Annotated in this window: 8 protein-coding genes and 1 pseudogene; 3 read left to right on the top strand and 6 right to left on the bottom strand. The window is 61.7% G+C overall.

Features of this window, described 5'->3' with window-relative positions:
- Positions 1 to 10: 10 nt before the first annotated feature.
- Both CFE428DRAFT_RS21705 and CFE428DRAFT_RS34180 read right to left on the bottom strand, forming a co-directional pair.
- Positions 11 to 4,636 carry an autotransporter domain-containing protein gene (locus tag CFE428DRAFT_RS21705; RefSeq protein WP_006981799.1) on the bottom strand — a complete coding sequence of 1,542 codons (4,626 nt, stop codon included), beginning with the start codon at positions 4,634 to 4,636 and terminating at the stop codon, positions 11 to 13.
- A 60-nt stretch (positions 4,637 to 4,696) separates the two neighbouring features.
- A complete protein-coding gene (locus tag CFE428DRAFT_RS34180; RefSeq protein ID WP_006981798.1) occupies positions 4,697 to 8,818 on the bottom strand; it encodes a beta strand repeat-containing protein in 4,122 nt (1,373 codons plus the stop codon).
- Positions 8,819 to 9,124: 306 nt separating this feature from the next.
- Here CFE428DRAFT_RS34180 and CFE428DRAFT_RS21690 point away from each other — a divergent pair, with 306 nt between their 5' ends.
- Positions 9,125 to 11,989, top strand: a complete 2,865-nt coding sequence (locus CFE428DRAFT_RS21690; protein WP_006981797.1) for a PSD1 and planctomycete cytochrome C domain-containing protein — start codon at positions 9,125 to 9,127, stop codon at positions 11,987 to 11,989.
- Between the two features lie 3 nt (positions 11,990 to 11,992).
- Here the strand turns inward: CFE428DRAFT_RS21690 and CFE428DRAFT_RS40580 are convergent, their stop codons facing one another.
- From CFE428DRAFT_RS40580 to CFE428DRAFT_RS34165, 4 genes and pseudogenes are all read right to left on the bottom strand, one after another.
- On the bottom strand, positions 11,993 to 12,487 hold the full coding sequence (locus tag CFE428DRAFT_RS40580) for a bifunctional heptose 7-phosphate kinase/heptose 1-phosphate adenyltransferase (protein ID WP_006981796.1): 495 nt from the start codon (positions 12,485 to 12,487) through the stop codon (positions 11,993 to 11,995).
- Positions 12,488 to 12,615: 128 nt separating this feature from the next.
- A pseudogene (locus tag CFE428DRAFT_RS41255) lies at positions 12,616 to 12,921 on the bottom strand (PfkB family carbohydrate kinase); the annotation flags it as partial.
- 68 nt (positions 12,922 to 12,989) lie between these two features.
- Positions 12,990 to 13,934, bottom strand: coding sequence for a GSU2086 family protein (locus tag CFE428DRAFT_RS21680; protein WP_006981794.1), 945 nt, complete (start codon positions 13,932 to 13,934; stop codon positions 12,990 to 12,992).
- A gap of 185 nt (positions 13,935 to 14,119) precedes the next feature.
- Positions 14,120 to 15,757: a multicopper oxidase domain-containing protein gene (locus CFE428DRAFT_RS34165; RefSeq protein WP_162145302.1), complete on the bottom strand. Its 1,638-nt coding sequence runs from the start codon at positions 15,755 to 15,757 to the stop codon at positions 14,120 to 14,122.
- A gap of 163 nt (positions 15,758 to 15,920) precedes the next feature.
- Between CFE428DRAFT_RS34165 and CFE428DRAFT_RS21670 the strand changes: the two genes are divergently transcribed.
- Complete coding sequence (locus CFE428DRAFT_RS21670; protein ID WP_157447593.1) at positions 15,921 to 16,517, top strand: SCO family protein; 597 nt, start codon at positions 15,921 to 15,923, stop codon at positions 16,515 to 16,517.
- A gap of 294 nt (positions 16,518 to 16,811) precedes the next feature.
- A complete protein-coding gene (locus CFE428DRAFT_RS34160) occupies positions 16,812 to 20,786 on the top strand; it encodes an alkaline phosphatase family protein (RefSeq protein WP_006981791.1) in 3,975 nt (1,324 codons plus the stop codon).
- The last annotated feature ends 12 nt before the right edge of the window (positions 20,787 to 20,798 follow it).

Below are 20,798 nucleotides of genomic sequence, written 5' to 3'. Positions count from 1 at the left end.
GTTGGTCGCCTTAGAACGTCATGCGCAGGCCGCCGGTGACGCTCGACGACTGGTAGTTTCGACGGCCCAGTTCGCCGTCGTAGTAGAAGTAGGTCGACCAACGTTCGTTGAGTTGAATGGCGAAGCCGGCGCCGAGCAATGCGCTGTCGCGGCCGAGTTGCGGGCCGCTGACGCGGAAAGAATCTCCGGCGCCATTGGCGAAGCTGGAATCGAGCGAGTAAGCGGCATCGCCGAATTCATGCTGCCAGGCGGCGCGAATCTCCGGCTTGATGGACACGCCACCGACTTTCCAGTCGTAGCTGGCCTTGATGCCGAAGGCCGTGCGCAGCGACTCACCCTTGCCGCCGTGGATGTCCAGTGGGGCGAGCGAGCCGTGCTCGGTGAAGGTATTGGTACCGAGATAGGTGTAATTGAACGACGCCGTCGGTCCGAAGGTGAAGTTACCCTTCTTGAAGTCATAACCGCCGCCGAAGAGGACGTTCAGTTCGCCGCCATCGGTATCGCCGGTGGCGTCATCCTGCAGCGCAGCGCGATGGGTGTGGTAGCTGTTGTATCCGCCGAAGACGGCGGCATCGGCGTAGAAGCCTCGGGCTTCGGCATACGACTGCGGGAGACCTTCCTTGGAAGAATCCACCGGCGCGGCTTTGACCCGCTGGTATTCGTAGTAAGTGGCGTAGATGCCGACCTTGCCGCCATTCACATACACGCGGCCGCCGTCGGTGAGATCGCTGCTGGTTCCCGTGTAACCCGCAGCAACGCCGATCGCCAGGTTCGGCGTGACCTTGTAGTCGAGGCCGAGGGTGAAGCCGCCGCTGTCGATCGTGTAACCGCGCGCGTTGTCGGTGTTGCCCACGCTCACCCATTCACCGGTGCCGGAGAGGAAGGCGCCCCAGCGATCTTCCGCGGGTGCGACTGGTTGCTGTACCGCCTTGTTCTCCTTGCCATCGTTGCCGTTTGGTCCTGCGACCCCGCTGAAGCTGCCGCTGTAGCTCGGGCCGGCGCCATTGATCGCCAGACCCGCGGCGTTGAAACCTCCCGCACCGCTGCGGATATCATCGGTGCGGCGCTGGATGTTGCCCGACTGCACATTGGCCAGCGAGATCCCGATGGTGAACATGCTCGTCAATTCCTCCGGCGCGATCTTGTCGAAATCGCGCGGCAGCTCGTTGAGCTTGCGATAGTCGAGGTAGTCGAAGATCCCATTCATGCGGCGGTCATGCGCGGCACTGTCGAGCGCACGGCCCACGGCACGCTGATTGGGCGTGAGACCGTCGAGATTGGCGAAGGAAGCCTGCACCGGATCGAGAGTGACGCTGGTATCGTGATAGACGACCGTCGGCTTGAGGATCGTGTCGCTGGGGAAGCTGTTTTCTACAAGGGAGAATCGGCCGATAACCCCCTCATTGGCGGTGAGGAAGGTGATCGGCTTGTTGCGCTTCAGCTTGAAGCCATCGATCGGGAGAATCTGCAGCGTGCCGTTGAGGCTGGCTGTGCCGCCGACTGAGAGTAGATCGTGCTGAGGAAGATCGCGTCCGGCGATTTCGATCCGCAACGTGCCCGAGGAGGTCTGCGTGTAGTTGCCGGTAACATGGATCTGGCCCGGCGAGTTGCCCGGGCTGAGCAAGCCGCCGTTCACGAGGTTGCCGATGATTGAACCATTGCCGTGCAGATAGGAGCCCGCGAGCATGTTCAGCAGGCTGGTCGAGAGATTGCCATCGAGCTGAATGCTCGAGCCGTTCACCAGCGTCACCGGACCTTGCACGACATAGAGCGTGTGATGGATGAGTAGCGAGCTGCCCGGGGTGAAGGTCAGCGTGTGGACCTGGTTGTTCTCCGTCGGGTTGCCGGTGGTGACCGGTCCGCCGACGATGAAATCCGCAAAGATCGGGGTGCCGACCGGCGCAGAGTTTTGGAGGATCGGTCCGCCGACGATGAGCGAGGTGATATCGAAGTCGAGTTCCGTGCCGGTGAGCGTGAGAGTGCCCTTCAGACCGGCGCCGAAGGAACTGCTCAAGGTGAAGTCGGAGGCGGCGAAGCCGGCGTTCGAGCCGAAGGTGGCCACAACGTAGTGCGTCGTATTGCCGAAGCCGCCGGCGTCGCTGATGTTGATACCGTAAGTGCCGAGGGTGCCCTTGGTGAGAGCGCCGGTGATCGACAACAGGTCGCTGGTGGTGCCCAACTGCGTGTCGAGCGTGCCGCCGCTATTCCAGGTGAGGGAGCCGATCTTCAGCGTCCCGGCCGAAACGCCCGTGGGCACGGCGCCCGGGACGATGAAGCCGCTGTTCAAAGTGACCGCACCGCTGATGGTGCCGTTGCCGCCCAAGGCTGCACCGGAGTTGATGAACACCGAACTGGTGCCGGTGGCGGAACCGGCGGTGTTATTGGCCAGCAACATGCCGGAGTAGATATTGGTGTCACCCGAATAAGTGTTGGCCGCGGTCAGCGCGGTCGCGCCGCTGCCGATCTGGCGCAGCACACCGCTGCCCGAAATCACATTGCTCTCCGTGAAGAGATTCGTGCGGTCGTAGGCGAGAACGGCGTTGTTGACGATCGAGCCGCCACCGATGCCGGTCGTCCCCGAGGCGCCGCCGTTGCCGACCTGCAGGACACCGGCGTTGATCGTCGTCGTGCCGGAGTAGGTATTGTTGCCGGTGAGGGCGGTCGTGCCGGATCCGCTTTGAGTGAGGGCCACCTGGCCGGCGCCGTCGCTCAACACACCGGAGAGGATGTTGTAGTTAGCCGAGTTGACTTCCACCGTGCCCACGCCGGCCACGGAGTTGCTGATGTTATTGGCGAAAGTGTTGCCCGCCACGTTGACCAGCTGGAGCGTGTTACCGGTCTGGACGTCGACATTGCTGACCGCCGCGAGGGAGCCCGCGCTGGCCGCTGTGCCGATCTGCAGGGTGCCGCCGCCTTTGATGGTGGTCGACCCGGTATAGGTGTTCGTGCCTTCGAGGATGAACGTGGTGTTGGTGTCTTTGACCAGGCTGCCCGCGCCGCTGATACCGCCGCTGAAATCGCCGTCATTCACCGTCAGCACTGTGGCGGCATTGGTGCCCGTGGTCACCGAGCCTGCACCGAGGAGCTTCTTCACCGTCATGTTGAAATCGTTCAGATCCAACGTCGCGCCCGCGTCCACCGTCGTGGAGGTGATGTTCGACGTGATCCCAGTGAGGAGAGTTCCATCGCCGGCGCGAAGGGTGCCATTGGCGACCTCGACTGTCGCGGAGGCGCTGATCGACGAGAGAACTGAAATCGGGCCAACGACCACCACACCCGTATTTCCGCTACTCCCGAAAATGGTCTTGGAATTGGCGCCGATGTTGAAGCCACCCAAGGTGAGGGTTTTCCCAGCTACCGCGGCGAGCGTGGCGGTCGCTCCGGAGGTGATCGAGAGCGACTGGCTCAGGCTGGCGTTGCCGATCGCATCCAATTCCGTGCCGTCGGCCATGGTCACCGTCCCCGTGCTTAGCGCCTTGTCATTGTCGATCTGCACCACGCCCGCGTCGATGAACGTTCCGCCGGTGTAGGTATTGACGCCCGTGAGGGTCAGCATGCCCGTGCCTGTCTTATGCACGCCATTGCTGCCATCAAGAACGCCGGTGATCTTCGCCAGGCCCGTGCCATCGACCTCGACGGTATCGGACGCGCCGCCCAGCGTCACATTGGAGTTGATGGTGAGATTCGAGCCATTGCCCACCGTAATTCCGGTGCCGGCGTCGCCCGCGATCGTGAGGGTGTGCGGCCCACCGGCACCGCTGCTGATCACCACCGGAGCGGTGTCGTTGACCATGAGGCTGTGAATGGTGAAGTCCTGATCGAGCGTGGTATTCGCCTGGTTGGTCGCGCCCGTGGCCGAGAAGACGACATCCGACGTGGCGTCGGGCGTGGCCAGGATGGGAATGGTGCCAGCAGTGTCCGCAGCCCAGTTGAAGGTCGATGATCCTACGGCGCTCCACGAGCCGCTGGTTTGTCCCTTCCAATAGAATGGACCGTTGAGGCCGTCGACAGTGATGCCCCAGCTATTCAAGGTCGCGTCGGAGCCGGCGAATACGTCCGCGACGAACAACGTCCACGTGCCTTTGGCGCTCAGCCCGTCAAACGAATTGAGCAACGCGGTGCGCGCATCGGTATCGAGCGCGACGAGTGGTGGAGTGGTATTGCGGCCGTCCGGTTGCCAGGTGCCAGTCAGCGTCCCGCTGCTCAGGGCGTTGGGATATGCGGCCGAATTCTGGTAAAGGTGAATGTCCCCGTTTGGTGCCGCCGCGGAGAAGGTGACGTTGAAGCCGGTATCCGCATAGCCAAAGGGATCGGACGCGGTAACCCCGACGCGGTTCAGCAAGATGGTGAATCCAGTACCGCCGGGCGTATCCAGCCGGAGATAAGCATAAAGGTCGCCGGTGCTGAAATCCGTGGGATTGCCAGCGATGTTCAAGCTCACGCTGACATTCTGGATCACGTTGATGCTCGCCGCAGGGTTTTGCACGTCCGCCACACCCGTCAGACTGCCCGACGGAATGGTAATCGGCGATCCTGGCGTGAAGGTAAAGGTATCCGTGGCGGCCATACCCGCGGGAATGCCCAAGGAAAGCAGGGCGGCTGCGGGCAGAATACGGCGGCGAATGCGTTTTTTCATAGGATGGGTGAATCGGCTCGGCCTTGGAGCGACGAAATGGATTGGCCGGTGAGGGCGGGCTTAGGGCGTAGCAGGATAGACGACCCGCCAGTAACCCGAGGCGCCGGGGTGAGCGCTATCCGTGTAGTGTCCGAGACCGGTCGAATTGGTGGTGACGGTCCCGATGCTCGTCCATGTGGTCGCTGGAACCACCGGTGAGTACTGCACGCCATAAGTCGTACTGGGGAGACCGTTCACGTCGAATACCACGGCGTGCGTGTAGGGGTCGTATTGGAAACTGGTGATATTCATCGTGCTCGTGGGCGTAGTGGAGCCGGTATCTACGATGACGGAAACGGTGCCGGTGGCTTGCATGCCATGGCTGTCCTGCACGGTGTAAGTGAAGGCGTCGTTGTTATTGTCGTTAGCGAGAGGCGCGTAGGTCACCGTGCCGGTGAGGCCGTCGGTGGTCGTGAGGCGAGTGGCGCCGTGTGTGCCCGTGCCGAGAGAGATCAGCTTCACGGTATCACCGCTGTCGGGGTCGGAGGCGCCCGCGAGGATCTGGGCCACGGTGAGGCGCAGGCCCACGCCCGTGTTGCGATGGAAGGTGAGCGGGGTGGCGACCGGCGGGCGGTTGACGGTGAGCGTCGCGGCTGTGGTGGTGGCGCTGCCGGCGACGTTGCTGAAGACGGCGCGGTACTGATAAGTGTTCATCGAGTAGTCCACCGTGAAGCTCAGGGTGGTCGAGGTGGCGCCGCCGATGTCGCTGAAGCTCGCCCCGCTGTTGGTGCTCACCTGCCATTGCACGGTCGGTGCGGGCCGGCCGGTGGCCCCGGCCATGAAGGTCGCGGCAGAGCCGGTATTCACCAGGCTGCTCGAGGGGTTGAGAGTGACCGTGGGCGGGAGATTGACCGTCAGCGTCGCGGCAGTCGTGTTGGTCGAACCGATGATATTGGTAAACACCGCGCGGTACTGGCTGGCATCGTCTCCTGCCGTTGGGGTGAAGCTGAGCGTCGTCGAGGTGGCGCCGACGATATTAGTGAAGGAAGCCCCGCCATTGCTGCTGAGTTGCCATTGCACGGTCGCCGCCGGATTGGCATTGGCGGCCGCGTTGAAAGTCACGGGGCTGCCAATGGTGATGGTCGCGTTGTTCGGATTGGTCGTAATGATCGGCGCGAACTGAACGTTCAATGTCGCCGCGGTGGTCGTGGCGGTGCCCTGGACGTTGGTAAATACCGCCCGATACTTGTTGCCATTGTCCGTCGGAGCCGTGGTGAAGGTCAGGTTGGTGGACGTGGCTCCGGCGACGTTGTTGAAGGTGCTGCCACCATCGGTGCTGACCTGCCATTGCACCGTGGGAGTGGGGTTGCCGCTGGCCGCGACGGTGAAGGTGACGGCGTTCCCGGCAGTGACCGTCTGGGTCGCCGGATTGGTCGTCACGACTGGGGCGGCGTTCACCGTCACCGTGTCGGTGGCGGTGTCGTTCGTGGTGTTGGTCTCGCTGCCGCCGCCCACGGTAACGGTAACCGACAGGGAACTCGGCGCGTTGCTCGCGACAGTGCCGTTCGCGGTGATCGTCGTACTGGCGCCCGGGGCGAGCGGCGTGGTTCGTGTGGCGTTGACTTGGGATACGGTAGAGCTGGTGGCATTGACTGTGGCATCGCTAACAATCGAGCTCAGGGTCAGACCGCTGGGCATGGGGCAAGTCAATGTGATGGTCCCGGACGTGGCGGCGACGCCACTGTTCGTAACGACAAAGGTGAGAGAGAAAGTCTGCCCGGCGACGAACGTCGTCGGTGAATGCGCCACGGTCACCGTCAGATCGGGGAAGGTGACCGTCAACGTGGCCGCGGTCGTCGTGGCGGAGCCCGCGGCATTGGTAAAGACCGCACGGTACTGGTTGCCGTTTTGAGCTCCGGTGGTGGTGAAGGACAGGGTGGTGGAGGTGGCCCCGGAGACGTTATTGAAGGTGGCGCCGCCATCGGTGCTGACCTGCCATTGCACGGTGGGTGCCGGGTTGCCGACCGCCGCCGCGGTGAAGGTCGCGTTGGTGGCCACGCCGGCCGTCGTGCTGGTCGGATTGGTCGTCACCGTGGGCGCGATATTGACTGTGAGGGTTGCCGCCGTGGTGGTGGCCGACCCGCCCGAGTTGGTGAAGACGGCGCGGTACTGGTTGCCGTTTTGAGTTCCGGTGGTTGTGAAGGACAGAGTGGTGGAGGTGGCGCCGGAGACGTTGTTGAAGGAAGAGCCGCCGTCGGTGCTGACCTGCCATTGCACGGTGGCTGCCGGATTGGCGCTGGCTGCGGCGCTGAACGAGGCGGTTGCGCCCGCATTGACCGTCGTGGCGGTTGGATTGGTGGTAACCGTGGGAGCGAAGTTGACAGTCAGGGTCGCTGCGGTGGAGGTCGCGGAGCCGACCGAATTGGTGAAGACCGCGCGATATTTTTTGCCGTTGTCGCCCGCGGCGGTGGTGAAGCTGAGGGTGGTCGAGGTGGCGCCGGAGACGTTATTGAAGGAGGAGCCGCCGTCGGTGCTGACCTGCCATTGCACGGTCGGTGACGGATTGCCGGAGGCTGCGGCGGTGAAGCTGGCCGTTGCGCCCGAGTTGACCGTCGTGCTGCTCGGATTGGTGGTCACCGAGGGAGCGAAGTTGACGGTCAACGTCGCTGCGGTGGAGGTTGCGGAGCCGCTGGCGTTGGTAAAGACGGCGCGGTATTTTTTGCCGTTGTCACCGGCGGCGGTGGTGAAGCTGAGGGTCGTCGAGGTGGCGCCGGAGACGTTGTTGAAAGTGGAGCCGCCGTCGGTGCTGACCTGCCACTGTACGGTAGGTGCCGGAGAGCCGCTGGCCGCCGCGGTGAAAGTGGCGGTGGAGCCCGCGTTGACCGTTGTGCTGGTCGGATTGCTCGTGACCGACGGGGCCGACGCCGCTGCGCCGAAGGTGCCATTTGCGCCCCAGAGGTTGCGGGGCGGCGCGCCGGCAGCGACATAGTCGAAGAGAGCGACATAGGTTTCCGCGTTATTGAGGATGCCGCTATAGAAGGTGCCACCTTCGGCCGGGGTTCCCGGGACGGTGAAAAGGTTCGTGACCGTCCAGGTCGAGCCGGTGCCACCGGGGAGGCGGGCCGCCGCCATGCTGCTGCTGTTGTTGTTATAGACGACGAAGAGATCGCCCGAACTATTCCGGCTGAAGGAACAGTAGTCGGTGTAGCCCGTGACGTTGCCGTTGATCTGGACGGCGGTGAACGGACCCGCAGCGCTCGGGGCGGTGGCATAGCGCAAGGAGCCGTCGTCGTTGCCGTAAACGATATCAATCTTGCCCGAGGGTTCGACGATGATGTTGGCCACATAACCGCGGGCGTTGTTCGTCGTGCCCTGGTCGGCAATGATCGGCGAACTGTAGGAACCCGAAACGCGGTTGACGTAAACCAGGCTGCCGTCGAGGCCGGAGCCGTTGAGTTCGGATTGCAGGACGAAGTGTGGCTTGTCGTTGGTGTCGAGGGCGAGGTTGACGTAGTTGACCTCGTTGTTGGCGTTGCCCGCATTGACATAGATGTTGCCCGCCGTGCCGGAGCCCTGCCAGGTGGTGCCATCGAACCAACGGTAACGGGCCGCGTAACTGCGGCTGCCATTCACGTCATCGAAATCGAAAGCGATGTGGGGATGATTTTGCGAGTCGACCCGGATCTGCGGGGCGTAGGTATTCTTCCAGCCGTTGGGGTCGGTGTAAGTTTCCACCTTGGTAAAAGTCCACGAGCTGGTGGCTCCTGTTGCACTGGTGCCGTACCACACGCCGCGCTCGTTACTGATGCCGGTGCCGATGGCGCCGCTGACTGCGACGTGAAAAGCTCCGGTCGAGTCGATGGCCATGGACACGTAGTCGGTGGCGTTGAAATTCGTGGTTACACTGGCTGCGGGAATGGTGCCGACGGAGGTCCAGGCCGAGCCGGTCCATTTGATGAGGTTGTAAACCGCAGTGCTGCCGCTATCCCGGCGCCAGAAACCGTAGATTTCGTCGGTCGTGGGGTTGCGGGCGACGCAGCTAAACGGCCAGTCATAGCTGCCCGCGGTGCCGGCGGCGACCTGTCCGTTGAAGGGACCGGTTTGAGCCATGGCCTGGCCGCCAAACCCGACGAGGGCGAGGGCCAGCCAAAGGGCGGTGAGAAGGAAGCGCTGAGGGGCTAAACCGCGGAACAATGTCTTCATGTACAATGGGTTAGGAGAAGGTGGCAAGGCTGGATCAACGTACGCGAACGTTCCCTTTACATACCGGGCGCTCTCCGTTGACAAAGAGAAGGAGCAATCAGAAACAACCGAGATGTGACTTCGTCGAGCATTGTCGACTGCTGGCAGCAAGAGCAAGACCTAATTACGCGTGAGCCGTGTATTACTATAATTTTTACATTTCCGACACAATTCGAGAAGGTCCGATCGATAGCCGCCTCAGGCGGTTTTTGGTCGCTCCGCAAAAACCGCTAACGTCTTCTCTGTCGATGGGTTATTTTGACCGCGATGACCCGATTTGTTCCTTTTGCCATTTTTGCCCTGGCTGGTGCCGTTTTGCCCAAGGCGGTGGCGATTACCCCTCAGGAAACTGAATTCTTTGAGAAGCAGGTGCGTCCTGTGCTGGCCGAGCAGTGCTACAAGTGCCATGGCGCCGACAAGCAGAAGGCGGCGCTACGCATGGATTCCCGCGCGGCCATTTTGAAGGGGACCGATGACGGCCCGATCGTGGTGCTGGGCAAGCCAGAGGAGAGCGAGCTCATTAAATCCATCAAGCACGTCGGCGACTCGAAGATGCCGGAGAAGGCGGACAAGCTGGCGGACACGCAGATCGCCGCGCTGGAGCAATGGGTGCGGATGGGTATGCCCTGGCCAGACGATGGCGCGCCGATAAAGGGTTCCGCCCAGATGGAAGCGGCCAAGACGCTCTGGTCGCTGCAGCCGGTGAAGAATCCGGCTCCGCCCGCGGTGAAAGACCCGGGCCATTGGGTGAAGACTCCAGTCGACCAATTCATCCTCGCCAAGCTGGAGGAAAAGAAGCTCACGCCCTCACCGATCGCGTCGAAGCGCACGCTGCTGCGTCGGGCCACTTTCGATCTCACCGGACTGCCGCCGACCCAGTCGGAGGTCGAGGCGTTTGAGAAGGACAATTCACCGGACGCTTTTGCCAGGGTCGTGGACCGTCTGCTGGCCTCGCCGCACTATGGCGAACGCTGGGGCCGCTACTGGCTGGACGTCGCCCGTTATGCCGACACGCGTGGCTATCTCGCCGGCGGTGAAGAGCGGCGCTATCCCTTCAGCTACACGTATCGCGATTGGGTGATCAACGCATTCAACAGCGACCTGCCGTATGACCAGTTCGTGATTCAGCAGATCGCCGGGGATCGCGTCTCCACGCCGCAGGATCCGCGTCCGATGGCCGCGCTGGGCTTCCTCACGCTCGGTCGCCGTTTCCTGAACAGCACGCCCGATATCATCGACGACCGCATCGATGTGGTCTGCCGCGGTCTCATGGGGCTCACCGTGGGCTGCGCGCGCTGCCACGATCACAAGTTCGATCCGATCCTGCAGAAGGATTACTACGCGCTTTATGGCGTGTTCGCTTCCTCCGTCGAGCCGACGTGGAAGGATCTGCCGATTCTGCCGACGGCGAGCGACCCGGCGAATGAGGCCGAATACAAGAAGCAACTCGACGATTTGGAAGGGAAGCTCGGTGCGTTCCTCGATACCCAGCGGCGCGTCTATGCCATGCGCACGATCGGTCTCCTCGGCGTGCCGGCCATCATTTCGCCGGAGATCCAGGAAAAGGTGCTCGATAAGCAGGGCAAACAGGATTCGGTGAAACTGCGCAACAAGATCGACGAACTGAACGCCGGCCCGCTGGCGCCGCCGCGTCCGCAGGCGATGGTCGATGCGCCGGTGCCGATGAATCCGCATGTATTCATCCGCGGCAACCCAGGGCGCCCGGGCGAAGCGGTGCCGCGGCGATTCCTCCAGGTGCTCAGCCACAACGACCCGCAGCCGTTCAAGGATGGCAGCGGCCGTCTCGAACTCGGCAAGGCGATCGCCAGCAAGGACAACCCGCTCACCGCGCGCGTGTTCGTGAATCGCGTGTGGAATCTGCACTTCGGCGCCGGCCTGGTGCGCACGCCGAGCGATTTCGGTACCAAGGGCGACGCGCCCACCCATCCTGAGTTGCTGGATTATCTCGCCTCGCGTTTCATGAACGAAGGGTGGTCGGTGAAGAAGTTGCAGCGGGAGATCATGCTTTCGAGCGTGTATCAGCAGGTCAGCGATTTGCGCGCGGATGCGGCGCAGACCGATCCGGAAAACCGCCTGCTCTGGCACATGAACCGCCGCCGTCTCGATTTTGAAGCGATGCGCGATTCGCTGCTGGCTGTGGCGGGTCAGCTCGATCCCTCGATGGGTGGCCATCCCGTGGAACTAACCACGGCGCCCTATGCGAAACGCCGCGCGGTGTATGGGCTCATCGATCGGCAGAATCTGCCCGGTATTTTCCATACGTTTGATTATGCGACACCCGACCAGACGAGCCCACAGCGCCATGTCACGACCGTGCCGCAGCAGGCGTTGTTCATGATGAACAACCCATTCGTCATCCAGCAGGCGGAGGCCTTGGTGGCGAAGCCGGAGTTTCAACAGCAGCAGGCTTACGAGTCGCAGATTCAGGAGCTTTACCAGCGGGTGTATGCGCGCAAGGCGACGAACCTGGAAGTGGATTCTGGTCTGCGTTTCGTGATGAATGCGATCACGAACCCGCATCCGCGGGTGAACCTGCAAGCCGCCTGGCAGTATGGCTGGGGCGGTTATGACGAAGCGACGCACAAGGTCGATTTCCACAAGCTTCCGTTCTTCAGCGGCCACGCCTGGCAGGGCGGCGCCAAGGTGCCGGATGCCACGCTCGGCTATGTGACCATCAACGCCGAAGGCGGCCACGCGGGCAATGATCATGCACACGATACGATTCGACGCTGGGTCGCCGCGGAGGATGGCGTGATCTCCATCACCGGCGCGGTGCAACGGCCGAGCGACCACGGCGACGGCATCCTGGCCCGCGTCGTTTCCAGCCGCAAAGGCGAATTGTTCAAGAGCGAGGTGGCTCCGAAGGGTACCGTCGAAGTCAGTCTCGATAAGATCGAAGTGAAGAAGGGCGACACGATCGACTTTATGGTCGACCTGCGCGAGAGCCTGGATTCCGACGGCTTCATCTGGCACCCGGTCATTCGCGGCAGCAGCGAGTGGGACGCGAAAGCGCAATTCGCCGGCTCGACGACTCCGCCGAAAGACCTGACACCGTGGGAGCAATACGCCCAGGTGTTGCTGGAGACGAACGAGTTTGTGTTCGTGGATTAAAAACTACTCCACGAAACTCGCGAGCAATTCGGCAGGCGTAACCGTGGCGGTGCCGAGCTTGCCCACGACCACGCCGCTGGCGTGATTGGCGATCTCCGCGGCTTCGGCGGGAGTCGCGCCGGCGCTGAGGGCCAGCGTGTAGAGCGCGATGACCGTATCACCCGCGCCGCTGACGTCGAAGACCTCACGAGCCCTCGTGGGGGCATGATAAGGCGGTGCGTCGTGGCGGAAGAGCAACACACCTTGTTCGCCCAGAGTGATGAGCAAGTTGTCGGCGTCCCACTTCTCGGAAAGCACGCGGCCGACTTCGAGCAGCGCAGTATCCTCGGTGGGCGGATCGATCGGTTCCTCCTGCGGCAAACCGGCACTGGCAAAAGCTTCGACGCGGTTGGGTTTGATGACCGAGACGTGCCGCCAGGCAAGGGGATTATGCGGATTGGGATCGACGGCCAGGATCTTTGCCCGCGCGATTGGCGAGGTCGCAGATCGCCTCGGCAAACGGCTGCGCGAGCAGCCCCCTTGCCGTAGTCTTCAACGATGATCGCATCGATCTCCGGCAATAGCGCTTCGATTTGCGCGAGCGCCGCGGCGGCGTGCTCGGGTTGCACATGCAGCTTCTTCTCGCGGTCGATGCGCACGACGTGTTGTTGCCGCGCGATGATGCGCGTCTTCACGATCGTCTGGTAACAGGCGTGCGATTGCACCGTGTCGATGTTGATGCCTTCGCTGGTCAGCAGTTTCTTGAGATGCTCGGCGTGCGAGCACACGCCGGTGAAGCCGAGGACGCGGACGTGTTTGGAAAACTCGGCGAGGTTGCGCGCCACATTGGCCGCGCCGCCGGGGAACCATTCCTCGCGCACCACTTCCACCACGGGCACGGGCGCCTCAGGCGAAATGCGCGAGACTTTGCCCCACAGAAATTCGTCGAGCATGAGATCGCCGATGACGAGGATGCGCTTGTCGGCGAAGATCCGAGTGAGAGCGGCAACGCGGTCGCGATTCATCGGGCGAGTTCCTCGGTGATCGCGGCGAAGAGCAGCGGGATCATGATTTCGTGGTGGCCGACGAGATAGAAGCCCTGGCCGCCGAGTTTGGTCGGGCGGCGCTGGACATTCTCCGTGGGGCGGTAATGGCGCGTCATGTCGAAAGTAGCGGTGGTAAAGTGCTCGACCTTGTGGCCGAGATTGCGGGCGATAGTCAGCGCTTTGAGGAAGACCTCGGGCATGATCACCGCGCTGCCGATGTTGAGGACTACGCCGCCTTCGAGTTGCGCGCACACCGCGGCGAAGGTCTGGAAGTCGCGATACGAAGCTTCACCGAGCACGGAGCCTTTCGTAGTCGGATGCTGGTGAATGATATCGGTGCCGACCGCAATGTGCACAGTCACGGGGATATCGAGCTCGGCCGCGGTGGCTAGGATGGAAAGGGCAAGATTGGGATATTGCGCCGCTCGAGCCGCTTCACCGAGCGCGCGCCCGGCGCCGAGACCGCGGGCCACGCCGTCGGCCAGTGCGGCATTCATGCGTTGCCCAGTTTCCTCGACCATGCCGAAGGAGCCGTCGTCGAGGCCGCGCTGCACGTCCTCGCTCGTCTCACCCTGATAGCAGAGCTCGAAGTCGTGAATCGCGCCCGCGCCGTTGAAAGCGACGGCATTGAGGATGCCCCGCCGCATGGCGTCCACGAAAATGGGATTGAGGCCGACCTTGATCGAGTGCGCGCCCATCATCAGCACAACCGGGCGTTGGTTGCGCACCGCGGTGGCGACAGCCGTCACGATCTTCCGCAGATCCTGCACGGCGAGGAAGTCAGGCAAGCCGTCGAGAAATCCACGCAGCGAGCCGCCTGCCGCGGGAGGCGTGGCGAAGGCCTGGGCGTTGACCTTGTTCGCGCGCTCCGCCACAGGGTAGGTGCGGATTTTGGAGAAATCGAGGGGCTCGAATTTCATCCGCGGATGGCAAGGGAAGCAGGGGAGCCTGTCAATGCTTTCTCGCGCGTCACTGTCCGTCGGGAGCCCCGAATGTCAAAAATCCGCATAATCCGTGGTCCTTCCTCCGTCGCAAGAGTTTTGGTCGCGGCTCTGCCGCGCTGCGTCTCTGCGGTTAAAGTAAAATGGGTGTGATTTGCGGAGCATTACGGCGGTAGCAGTTTCACGTCCGCCGCGCCGGTATGGTGGGCATCGCCGACGACCAGATTGAGGTGCAGCATGGGCTTCGAGGCGAGTTGGCCGTCTTCAATCACGCGAGCTTTCTCGAGTTCCCGCCGAACAGCGTTCCCCTTCAGCGTGAGATCGAAATGGAGCGTGCCACCGGTGACCACGCCATTGCCGTAGAGGGAGCCGTTCTTCACTACGAGCATGCCTCCATCGCCGACCGAGATGCCACTGGCGTCTGGATGAAACGTGATCTTCTGCGAGCCCAACTCTACGGTGAACGACCGCCCTGCACTGGGATAGGGATCGGGCACGGTCACCTGACCGCTGACGTTGAGTTCGCATGTGTTGGCGTCGCTCGGTGGGAGCGTGAGCTCGGCGCTTTGGAAGTGCAACGTTTGCGCGGCTTCGGGCATGCCGAAGAAAGCGGCGCGCGGGTCACGACTCGCCCCCGTGACATCGGAAGGATACACGACAAATTTCGCGTACATGCCCGATTCCATGTGATCGGCCACGTGGCAATGGAACAGCCACGAACCCGGGTTGTCGGCTTGCATGTCAGCGATCTTCATCGACGCGGGCAGCAGCTCGACCACATCGGTGCGTCGTCGTCCGTCTTCCACCACCCGCTCACCGTGCCAATGCGCCGTGTGAAAATCCTTCTCCGAGCCGAGCCCGAAGAGATACCACCGCACGTGCTCGCCCTGGTTCATTTCCAAGCCGGCCAGATTGCCGAAGGTGCGGCCATTGATGGCATGGCGTTCGCCCTCCTCGGTGAATTGCTGGATCTCCGACCACGTGCGTTGGATCGGCCCCGTCGGCCCCGTCGGCGCCTTGGCCGGACGCTCATCCGGTTCGTCGTTATCCGAGTCGGGAAGATTGCTCTCGTCGAAGATATTGAAGACAGCCGCCATCTCGCGATCGACATCCTTCGGGGTTCCATCCGGTCGCGCACGCTTCGGGTCGGTCACAATGAGGAATCCGAACATGCCCAGGTTGATATCTTCGTCGCCGGCGACATGACTGTGATAGAGCCATGCCTTGGAGCTAGGTTCATCCGGGCGCGGGCCGGAAGCTTCATCGAGATGCCAGATATAGGTAAACCTGGCCCCCGGAGCGATGGCCGCGCCCAAGCCGGGATTGGGCTTATAAAAAGAGCCTTCGCTATCCTTGTCATAGTGCGCGCCGTGCGGATGCATGGAAATCGGCCGCCACGAACGATTCAGCACCGTTACCGCGAGATATTCACCAGTTGTTCCCCGCAGGACCGGGCCGAGAATTCCGAGCCGTTCGGTGGGCAGCACACGGGCGGAAAATTGCGGGTCGGCGTATTGGATGTAGCGAATCTTCCAGGAGACACGGTTCAGGAGCAGTGAACTCGGAAATGCCTTGCCGCAAACGGGATCCTGTCCTTCGGGAACGAAGTTCCAAAGCTCCGGTTCTGCCGCGATGTAGTAATGGTGGACCTTCTGCGGATCGGGCACTTTGCCAAAAAACTTGCCGCCCACATCTCCCATCTCCGGTGTGACCGTGACAGGCAGGGGAGGCGGCGCGGAGTCGGAGTTATCCGCCGCTCGCGTGTGGGGATGGGAAAGCGCCAATGATAGCGATAGTAGCATCACGAAAGCGCGGAGGCCGAAAGGGTTCATCACTGCGAAACAACTTCACCACAGTGCCTGGCGGCAAGGATCGCATTGTAACGATTTTGTTGCTTGTCGGTGACGATCTGTTGTCGGAGACATGGCCACCATGCCGCACCGCCGTCGCTCTCTTCATTTGGCTTTGATCGCTGCGCTCGCCATTTCGGTCGCGTGTGCCCGCGCTGCCACGGAGTCGTCACCCTTTGAGCCTGCACCGGTGATAGCTCGCGAATTGAATATGGGTGACTTGTTGCCCGATGTTCCGCTGCGACGGGAAGATGGCCAGGAATTTCATTTGCGCGATTTTCACGGTGAGGCGGTGGCGATTACCTTTTTTTACAGCCGCTGCTCGGCGGCGACATTTTGTCCGCTGGTCGGGCGTAACTTCAACATTGCCCAGGAATTGCTCACCAAAATGGGAGTCGGCGGAAAATGTCACCTGCTCTCGATCAGTCTCGATCCGGCGCACGACACCACGGAGGTTCTCGCCGCTTATGCGAAGGGGTATAAAGCGGATGGACAGTTATGGACCTTTGCCGCAGCCAGCAAAGAAGATCTTCGGCGTCTCGGTGACTCGATTGGCCTCGAATACCAGCGGGTAGGGGAGCGCATCGATCACAACCTCAGGACGGTGATCGTGGATGCCAGCGGGCATATCCGGCACATCTTCAGAGGTGGCGAATGGACACCGCAAGAGCTTGCCGCCGAGTTGGTGACCACCGCGCGACGCTATCGCTGAGTGACGGGTGCGGCGGGAACAATCGCGTGAGGGTAAACGTGATTTTTACGAAATTTTGTTTCGGTCGCACCCGAGCGCGACAAACGACACGTGTATTTCACATTCTTCGCACAAACGTCTCAAGCAAGTCGTTTGATTGCCACAATGGGCTGGTAACTCTGCGAACGAGCCGCGCGGCAAGGATCAGAGTTATCCGTATTACTTCAGATACGAATTACTACTTCGGTCGCGCAGTGACTCATTCAGCCTAAATCACCCATCGTAAGTATCCATCGGAAATCCCACGACCACCCTATGAATTTGTCGAAACCTTCCCCACGATCGAAATACCCGATTTTGGGGGCGAGTATTGCCAGCCTCCTGGCTATCAGTCTGCATGCCCAAGCAGCCTTCTCCTTCCTGGGAGTTGCGGCCGGCGACACCAGCAGCAACGAAGCGATCGTCTGGACCCGCGGTGTTGACAGCGCGGCTCCCGCCTCCACCTCGGTGACGCTCCAGTATTCCACGGATCAAACGTTCGTGACGGGCGTCAATACAATGAGCGCCGCGACCGATGGCAGCGCGGTGGCGGATTATACGGTGAAGTTCGATATCACCGGACTGCAGCCGTCCACCGTTTATTACTACCGCTTCGTGGAGCCCATCAGCGGCGCCACCAGCAATGTCGGTAAGTTCAAAACGGCGCCCACCGCCGCGACGAATTATCCGCTGCATTTTGCGTTTTCGGGCGATTGCGACGGTCTGATCCGACCATACGCCCTGGCGAGTCAGGTCGCGAACAAGAGTCTCGATTTCTTCATGTTCGACGGCGATACGATTTATGAGACGGCGAGCACCGGCTCGGCAGCGGCGCACAGTACCGGCACGCTTCCCGATCCGACGGTGGTTGCGGCGACGGCAACGCAGTCGCAATTGATCGCAGACTACACCCGCAAATATCGCGAACAGTTCATCGCGGTGAACGCGAGCGGTCAGAATGGCTTGCAACCTTTCTTTGCTGGCCAGGCGAATTACACCACCTACGACAATCACGAACTGGGCAATAAGCAGTACATCAACGGCGGTGCTCCTGCCGGTGGTCCTGTGGGCAGCACGACCGGAAGTGCCCCGTTTGATTTCACGTCCGGCGCCGGCGTGGACGCCCGCACCTCATTGAACGACGTCAACACCAGTGGCACCTTCCTGAACCAAAGCGGTGGGTTCCTGGCGCTGCAAAACGTCTTCCTGAACTATCAGCCGATGAAGAATCGCGGCACGGTGAACGCGCCGAGCGATCCTCGGACCAATGGCACGAAACAGCTCTATTTTACCCAGCAATGGGGTCGCAACGCGATGTTCATCAATACGGACTGCCGCAGCTATCGCGACATCCGGATGAAGACTTCGGGTAATGCCGATGATACCGGCTCGCGGGCCGACAACCTGAGCCGCACCTATCTCGGGGCCACGCAACTCGCTTGGCTCGAGCAGGCGCTCCTGAGCGCGCAGCAGGCGGGCACCACCTGGAAATTCATCAATGTTTCCGATCCCATCGATCAGCTCGGGCCGATCGGTGGCGCGCTGACGTTGAACAACCTCCCCAGCTTTGGCGCTGGGAGCACCTATAGCCCGGTATCCAGCGATGGCGGTAAAGCCTGGATGGGCGGCTATCGTGCGGAGCGCAATGCCCTGCTGAAGTTCATTGCCGATAATCAAATCAAGAATGTGGTCTTCCTCGCGACCGACGATCACCAGAACCGGGTCAACGAGATCCTCTACTCGCCGACCGGGCAGACGGGCGTTCAATCGACCTATGTGAAGGTGCCGTATTGCTTCGAAATCGTCTGCGGGCCACTTGGGGCCACGGGACCGGATCTGATTACGAACCACTCGTTCGACAACATGACGAAGCCGCTGGCGCAGAGCATTGCCAATGCGCAGGTGGCCGCCGGTGTCGAGCCGATCGGCCTGGGAGGCTATCCGGGCCTTCATAACGTCAGCCGTCTCGGTGATCCGAATGCGGATACGAACCGTGGACCGGAGGACTTCTATAGCCCCGACACGTTCAACTACAACGTTCTGGATGTGAGCCCGGACGGAAGGACGCTGTCGGTGACGAGTTACGGCATCAACTCCACGGCGCAGAACAGCTTCCTGGAATATGATCCGGTGAACAATCCCGAGCAGCCGTTGTTCAGCTTCCAGATCGATGCGGCCAATGCCCTCAACAGCATCGATCACATCGTGGTGGTCTACCAGGAGAACTGGCCCTTCGATGGTCTCTACGGCAGCTTCCCCGGCGCGAATGGCATCGCCAACGCCAGTGCGGCGGCGCTGAGCCAGATCAATCGCTTGACCGGTTCCGCGCTGTCCGGCGACGGCCCCACTTCGTACAACAACCCGGCCTTCGTGCCGGCCGCTGGCCAGCCGGCCACCGATCAGGTGAAGAATCCGCCCGTGCCGCTGACCACGGACGCGGCTTCGGGCACGGGTGACACGCGAGTGTCGTCGTCGACGAACACGCTGCAACCGTATGATCTCGGCTCCTCCATCAATCCCACGCTGACGACCGGTGATATCTATCACCGCTACTGGCAGGAGCAGTTCCAAATCTTCGGCACGGTCACGAATCCGAGCACCGGCGACGCCGAAGCGGGCAATAACAGCGGCTTTGTCACATGGAGTGACAACCCGGGTCTGGTCATGAGCCACTACGACGCAACCAACCTGCCGGAAGGCTTGCTCGCCCAGCAGTACACGATCAACGATAACTTCTTCCACTCGGCCTTTGGCGGTTCGTTCCTGAACCACCAGTTTCTCGTGTCGGCGGCGGCTCCGGTTTACAACAACATGCCGGCGTCGAATAACGGAAACATTGCCTACCTCGACGCGAACGGCGCGTTTGTCATGAACACGAGCGGCACAGCCAATGGGAAGTACGTTCGCGACGGTAGCATCACTCCGGTGGCGGGCGACCAGATCACCGTCACGCTCAACGGAGCTTCCACGCCGGTGACGATTACCAGCGCGAACACGGAAGCCTATGCAGGCGCGGCGGGCACCACGTTCGACAAGCACTATGTGGTGAACACCACCCGTTCGGTGAACCTTGGTGGCAATGGCGAGAACGGTCTGCCCGGCAACGGCGGGACGGTTCTGGTGTCGCTGCTGCCGTCGCAAAACGACAGCAACCCCACCAATGCCAACGGAGATACCCGTCCCTACATCCCGACGATCGGCGATCAACTGAGCGCGAATAACGTCAGCTGGAAATGGTATTCCGGCGGTTGGACACAGATGCTGGCCTACAGCGGCTCGAACCCGAGCCCAACGACGAGCCCGAGCTACTCTTCGGTCAATGCGTCGCTGCAGCTCCAGTATCACCATCAGCCGTTTGCCTACTTCGACAACTACGCGCCGTTCGATACCACGAACGTCGTGCCGGCAAATTTCGTCGGCGGTTTCGTGGGCACCGGCACCGGTGGCCTGACGTTCCAGCAAACCGGTGTGACCCGTGCGCAGAACTCCGCGGCTCACTTGCAGGATGAGACGAACTTCTTCACGGATGTGACGAATGGAACCCTCCCGGCGGTGAGCTTCATCAAGCCTGTGGGCGTGAACAATGAGCACCCCGGTTATGCCACGCTGCAACAAGGTCAGGCGCACGTCGCCTCGATTGTCCAGGCGCTGCAGGCGAATCCAACCCTCTGGGCGCATACCGCGGTGATCGTGACCTACGACGAACACGGGGGTCGCTGGGATCACGTAACGCCTCCGCTTCGCGATATCTGGGGTCCGGGTGAACGCGTGCCTTGCATCATCATCTCGCCGCTGGCGAAGAAAGGTTATGTCGATCACACGCAGCGCGATACGTCGTCGATCCTCTCGACGATCGAACAGCGCTTCGGTCTCCAGTCGCTGAATCAACGGGACGCGTCGGCTCCGACCTTCGCGGACGTGTTTACAGCCCTCGACATCGCTCGCGGTCCGTTCGCGGTCAACCAGCGTGCGCGCATCATCACCCAAGCCGTGACGATCACCAATCGCGGCAGCGTGCCGATGCAAGGCCCGGTGCAACTCGTGCTCGACAATTTGTCGGCGGGCACCGCGCTGAACAACAAGACCGGCGTCACGGTGAACAACGCGCCCAATGGCAGCCCGTACATCACCGCGGCGACCGGCAGTATCGCTCCCGGCGCCTCGGTCACCGTCTCGCTGCAATTCGCGATGCCCTCGTCGGGCGGCGTGAATTACTACGCTCGCACCGTCACCGGCACGACCAATCCTTAACCTAACTCAACG

Origin of the sequence: Chthoniobacter flavus Ellin428, assembly GCF_000173075.1 — a bacterium.
GTDB classification, from domain to species: Bacteria; Verrucomicrobiota; Verrucomicrobiia; order Chthoniobacterales; family Chthoniobacteraceae; genus Chthoniobacter; species Chthoniobacter flavus.
Note: the sequence above shows the minus strand (reverse complement) of the source record. Positions and strands in the feature narration are given on the sequence as shown.